Source organism: Anaeromassilibacillus sp. An172 (assembly GCF_002160515.1).
GTDB classification, from domain to species: domain Bacteria; phylum Bacillota; class Clostridia; order Oscillospirales; family Acutalibacteraceae; genus Limousia; species Limousia pullorum.
The window spans coordinates 1-5,465 of the sequence record NZ_NFKS01000041.1 but is presented as its reverse complement, the minus strand read 5'-3'; the positions used below and the strand labels follow the sequence as shown (position 1 = coordinate 5,465).

Annotated in this window: 9 protein-coding genes and 1 pseudogene; all 10 read right to left on the bottom strand. The window is 43.6% G+C overall.

Features of this window, described 5'->3' with window-relative positions; all coding sequences use genetic code 11:
• Positions 1 to 293, bottom strand: a pseudogene (locus B5F08_RS12875) (phage tail protein); the annotation flags it as partial.
• 207 nt (positions 294 to 500) lie between these two features.
• Positions 501 to 884, bottom strand: coding sequence for a hypothetical protein (locus B5F08_RS12870; protein WP_087380324.1), 384 nt, complete (start codon positions 882 to 884; stop codon positions 501 to 503).
• Entirely contained in the window at positions 874 to 1,497 is a 624-nt protein-coding gene (locus B5F08_RS12865; RefSeq protein ID WP_087380321.1) for a major tail protein, read from the bottom strand. Before B5F08_RS12865 ends, B5F08_RS12870 begins: the two co-directional genes overlap by 11 nt.
• 2 nt (positions 1,498 to 1,499) lie before the next feature.
• A complete protein-coding gene (locus B5F08_RS12860) occupies positions 1,500 to 1,841 on the bottom strand; it encodes a hypothetical protein (protein WP_087380318.1) in 342 nt (113 codons plus the stop codon).
• Positions 1,838 to 2,269 (bottom strand): HK97-gp10 family putative phage morphogenesis protein, encoded by a 432-nt coding sequence (locus B5F08_RS12855; protein WP_087380315.1) that lies wholly within the window; start codon positions 2,267 to 2,269, stop codon positions 1,838 to 1,840. Before B5F08_RS12855 ends, B5F08_RS12860 begins: the two co-directional genes overlap by 4 nt.
• Positions 2,270 to 2,285: 16 nt before the next feature.
• Positions 2,286 to 2,618: a head-tail adaptor protein gene (locus B5F08_RS12850; RefSeq protein ID WP_087380312.1), complete on the bottom strand. Its 333-nt coding sequence runs from the start codon at positions 2,616 to 2,618 to the stop codon at positions 2,286 to 2,288.
• A 1-nt stretch (position 2,619) separates the two neighbouring features.
• Positions 2,620 to 2,934, bottom strand: coding sequence for a head-tail connector protein (locus B5F08_RS12845; protein WP_087380309.1), 315 nt, complete (start codon positions 2,932 to 2,934; stop codon positions 2,620 to 2,622).
• A gap of 12 nt (positions 2,935 to 2,946) precedes the next feature.
• Positions 2,947 to 4,158: a phage major capsid protein gene (locus B5F08_RS12840; RefSeq protein ID WP_087380306.1), complete on the bottom strand. Its 1,212-nt coding sequence runs from the start codon at positions 4,156 to 4,158 to the stop codon at positions 2,947 to 2,949.
• 16 nt (positions 4,159 to 4,174) lie between these two features.
• Entirely contained in the window at positions 4,175 to 4,900 is a 726-nt protein-coding gene (locus tag B5F08_RS12835) for a head maturation protease, ClpP-related (protein ID WP_087380303.1), read from the bottom strand.
• A partial coding sequence (locus tag B5F08_RS12830; RefSeq protein WP_143256431.1) for a phage portal protein occupies positions 4,794 to 5,465 on the bottom strand: 672 nt, incomplete at its 5' end. The genes B5F08_RS12830 and B5F08_RS12835, both read right to left, overlap by 107 nt.

Genomic DNA, 5,465 nt, shown 5'->3' with positions numbered 1-5,465 from the left:
AGCTGGATCTGCCAGTTCTTTGTTCTCTTGTCGTTTTCACCGAAAGAGTTAGATGCATTGTTCAAGGCAGAGCGAAGTGTTTCGATTTTCTTTTTCTGTTCATCAATTTCACGGTTTAGAACCTGATTTCGGGCGGTCAGAGCCTCAACCGAATTGTCGTTTTTGTCAAACTGGGAGGAAACAAGCTTCATTTCCGAACCCAGCACCTTGAAGGATTGGTTTATTTCAGTTAATGCCCTTTTAAATTCCTTTTCGCCCTCAAGTCCTATTTTTAATCCAAAATCATCCGCCACTTTATCACCTGCCTTTTAATTAAATTCCACAAGGGATAACATCATCGATGAAAACTTCACGCTTTGGTTTTGCCTGACCGTTCCACTGTTTATGACATTCCCATAGGTCTAAAAGCAAACCAAAGGGCATGAGCCACACTTCATCCTGAGTTAAATTAAGGTGGGCAAGACCGTAATAAAGAAGTCGGGTGAACAGCTCTTCATCTGTTACCCGACCTGTGAGTTTTTTGTGTTGTCCTCGCTTACAATATTTCTTTTTGTGCCTTTGTAGAGAGCTTCCGACAAGGCCGATTTAAAGCCAGCCAAGTCCAAAGGTGAAGTCAGAAGCTCCACCATTTCTTCTGTCAGCAGTTCTCTTTTGTTTTCTTTGTTTTTGATGTTGTGAATTAAAATAGACTGATTTGCCAAAAGGGTTATAAGCCAAACAACCTCATTTAATGCCATTTCAAAGTTTTCCGATTTTAACAGCTTATCCCCCAGATTTTCAAGGCCGCCGTATTTGCCGGCTATCTCCTTTGTGGCTTTTGTTGTGAGAATGAGAGTGTACTCCTCACCGCCCAGTGTTATATTTGCGCTTCTTTCATTTTCCATTTAAATCCGCTCCTTTAATATTTGGTTCTGAATCTGCATAGGCTGGTTCGTAAACCTCGCCATACCATTTGCTTATGGTGTCTGCGGTAACTGAGGTGTCTCCCTCTGTGACCTCCGCTTTCCATGGGTGTCTGCCTTTGGCGTCAACCTTGTTTCTTCTGGTTACAGTTCCCTCAATGGTAGGTGTGGAAAACTCTATGCTTTCGCCCTTGGTGGTCAGGTTCGTTGAAGGTATTCCAAACTGCACCCTGTAAAGCCAGAAGTACCTGTATTTTCCGTTTGACTTTTTCGCTCTAAAGCCTACTGCCACAGGGTCGGCGCTATCCTCGCTGGTGGAAACCACAACCCCGTTTTTGTCAATCACAGCTCCCGTAAGGTCGGAAGCTGCCTCAGAACCTATATCCGCCACACCTAAGGAAAGCGTTCCATTTACAAATTCCTTTACTATTTCGGCGGCTCCGTCGTCGGCATAGAGTATCGCCTCTGCAAGTTCCACAGAAAGCTCTACAGTCATTGCTTTTGCCAGCTGTCTTGGTGTATCGTAGGTTTCATCCCCGTCAGCTCCGTTTGTTATCTTTGCGTAAAACAGCCTATCAAGACCTATTGTTGCCATATTCATTCCTCCGTTTCATAATAATTTGCCGTATCAATGGCGTAATGATGATAGCCGGTATCGTCCTCGTGACCGATATACCGTCTGTCTGTTATGGTTATTTCAGCTTTCAGAAGCTTTTCCGTAAGCTGATTTTTTCTTTCTGTACAGTTATTCTTTGTGTAAAGAGAAATTCTCACTTCCTGAATATCAACGCTTGGAGAGTTATCGCCGAATAGGGAAAGAGTGTCTGTCATAGGGGTAAGGACTATATATTCATCGGGTGGAATATCAGAAAATACACCGGTTTCAACGGGTATATCAAGGCTTTCTGCAATACCTTTAAGTTCAGCAAGAAGGCTCATAATTTCTTAACCTCCTCATTAAAGGTGTCAATCATAGCCTTTTTGCACCGGGAACGTGAAGAGGATATTGCAGGCTTTAAAAATGGCTTTGCCGGCTGACCGTGCTTTCCGTATTCAAGGACGTTTGCTATCATAGCGTTGCTTTTACCGTCACTTCTTGGCTCTGCAAAACCTATTTTTATATTGTGGTTTCCGTCCTTATCAACCTTTACCGGTGTAACACCGAGAGATTCTTCCAACTCCCCTGTTGAACGTGATTCATACTTTGCTCCGGAGCCGATAACTGAAGATAAATTTTCCCTTGTCTTTTTAAGCATAACTTCACCGCCTGCCTCAAGAACCTTTTCAGCCACTGCATCGGTGTTTTTTCCAAGGCTTGAAAGCTTAGTGAGAAACTCCTCCGGCATTTTAACCTTTGCCGTTGCCATATATATTTTCACTCCTTTATTTACTTGGTGTAATTTCCTTAGCCAAAACCTCCACATACATGCCTTTGTCCTTTACGTCCTCAACGGAGGTTATATCTAACCTTCCGTCATTGCACACAATGGTCATGGCTGTGGTTATTCTTACTCCAGGAATACATCTGAATCTAAAAAGATGGGTGGCGTCGGAAAACGCCACCCTGTTTGCCCATTTTTCGCTGCCGTGGCGTCCCTCTCGGTACGCCCTTACAGTCGCTATGATTTTATCCTTTTCAGTCTTAAAACCCTCGCCGTCCTTAATGGTCTCTTTTTCCACTATGTCGATAAACTCCGTCATTTTTCCAAAAGACATATCAAACCTTCCATTCTCTGTCTAATCTAAGCAGGAGATTTACCGTATTCCAAACCTGCTGACCTGCCTGAACATTGTCCGCAAAAAATCCACCTGTAGAGCCGTCACGGCTTTCATAGAAATGGGATGAAAGCATAATGACAGCCTGTTCAGTTGTAGCCGGCATTTGATTTTCGCTGTAAAAACCTGCCTTTAAATGCTGATAGCTTTCAGCGTATGAAATTGAGGCGGTGATGTAGCCTTTCAAAAGCTCATCGTCCGCCTCGTGGTTTAGGATAAGGTTCTGTTTTACCTTTTTTAAAAGTTCCTCAATCATAATCGTCACTTATTATCCGGCACTTTTCTGTTGAAGAACCTTTACGGCTTCGGAAAGAATAAGCTTTCCGTCAACTCGCTTTGATGCAATAAATCCAATCTGTCCGGTTTCTGCAAATCTCTCGTTGAGCCTTTTAAAGGTAATGCCTTTTCTGTCGCCGATCCAGTAAAAGCTGAAATCACCGAAAGCTATTGTTTTGTTGCCGCCTGATACCTGGGGAACATATGGGGAAGTGTACAGCCTTTTGCCAAGGAGTGTATCGTATCCGCCTTCGTGAAGTGCCGGCTGCCAAAGGTACTGACCGTTTGAATCCTTAAGCTTTCGTATGTTTTTAATGGTTGAGTCATTCAAAAGCCAGACCGCCTTTTTCCTGTAGGCACTGTTGAGGGAATAGAAAAGGTCGATAAGCTCGTCAGAGGTTATGGCTGTGGCAGAAGCGGCGGTAACTCCAACATCTGCGCCGCCTGTCTGATTGAAAATGCCCACAGGCTTTCCTGTGCCGTCGCCGGTGAGAAAGGCTTCTTCCTCCTTGTTGCCGATTCTCCTTGAAAACTCGGTTCTAAAATAGCCCTCAAGGTCAAAGGCAGAGTCGCTGAGAAGCTCCTCGGAAATCTTAATCATTGTAGCGACCTTGTGTGCTCCGATAAGCTGCTGACCGAATTTTTCATCGCTTTCCGGAATTGCACCCTCCTCGTCAACCCATGAAGCAGTTCCTTTTGTGGTCACAATGGGAATTTTGTGACTGCCAGAAGCAGTGCTGAATACGTGGGCAAGGCTTCTGAAAACATTTTCCTCCTCAAGGGACTGGACAAGTGTGTTTTCAAACTCATCAGGCACAAGATATCCGCCCTCTGTATCAGTGCCCACCTGCAAAGCGTTTCTAATCTCGTGACTGATAAGTCCGCCTTTGCTTCTTGTCTGCGCCCAGAAAGCTTTGTTGTATTCGTCAGAGGCTCGTCCGGTTTTTGTATCTCTTTTATTTGAATTTGGTTTTTCGAGAATAGGGGAGTTGACCGGCAGGTTTAGCTCTCTTTCAAGGGCATCAAGCTTTTCCTGTCTTGATATTTCGTTGCCCAAGTCCACAATTTCCTGTTCCATTTTCTCATAGGCGGCTGTGTCCTCCGCAGAGAGAATGCCCTTTTCATTTCTGTGTGAGTCGAGAAAAGCCTTGGTATTTTCCCACACCTTAGCACGCTGTGTTCTAAGTTCGTTTACTTTGCTCATGTTAAATTCCTCCTGTTTATGGTTTAATAAGATTTAGTCTTTTTTCAAGATACTCTATGGGAGTTCCTGAATTTTCAATTTCCTTTTTATGTCTGGTGATTTTGTCAATCAATGAATTTGTCACAGCTCTGCGGCTGAAAGTAAAGCTGTTTTCGGTATCTGATAAATTGGAAATACTGTCATCTTTCTGAAATAAAATACCGTCGGCAAATCCAAGTTCAAGAGCTTTTTGTGCGTTCATCCAGGTTTCCGAGTCCATCATGTGTGAAAGCTTCGCTCGTGATAATCCTGTTTTAAGCTCATAGGCGTTTATTATGCTTTCTTTGACCTCGCTTAGCATATCAATAGCCTTTTTCATTTCCTCACTGTCACCGATAGCCACAGTGAGAGGGTTGTGAATCATCATAAGACTGACCGGTGACATTAAAACTTTTGTTCCTGCCATAGCAATAACCGAAGCGGCAGAAGCGGCAATTCCGTCAATTTTTACAGTCACATTGCCTTTGTAATCCATCAGCATATTATAAATCTGAGCCGCCGCCACGCAGTCACCGCCGGGAGAATTTATAAAAACGGTTATGTCGCCGGTTCCGGACATAAGTTCATCCTTAAAAAGCTTAGGTGTTACATCGTCCTCATACCAGCTTTCCTCGGCTATTGTGCCGTTGAGATACAGAGTTCTCTCCGTCATTGTTTCCTGATTCTTCACCTGTATTGTTTTCCAGTTCCAAAACTTCTTCATTTTCGCTCTTATCATTCCTTTCAATTATGGTTTTTATGGGAAGCATATTGCCGTTTACAAGATACAAGTCTCCGCCCTCTTCGGCAGGAATTCTGTCCTGATTTTCAAGCTCCCTTATGTCGTTTGCGCTCATCCAGCCGTTTTGCCTGCCTATGGCGTAGCCATTCATTCGGCTTTGATAGTCGCCTCGCAGTAGTCCTTCAAGATTAAACTTTACAAAATATTTTTTCTTTTCATCAGGTGTCAAAAGAGCTCGTCTTATAGATTGCTCCCAGCGGACTATCCATGGGTCAAGTGTATATTTTACAAACTCCAAGGACTGTTGTTCTATATTAGAAAAGCTCGACTTTTCAAGGTCTCCCACCATATGGGGAGGAACTCTGAAAATTCGAGCTATTTCATTTATCTGAAACTTTCTTGTTTCTAAAAACTGAGCTTGTTCCGGTGATATACCTATTGGTGTGTATTTCATTCCTTCCTCCAGAACAGCTACCTTATTGCTGTTGCCGCTTCCGCCAAAAGTGGACTGCCAGCTTTCACGTACTCTCTGTGGGTCTTTGATAGT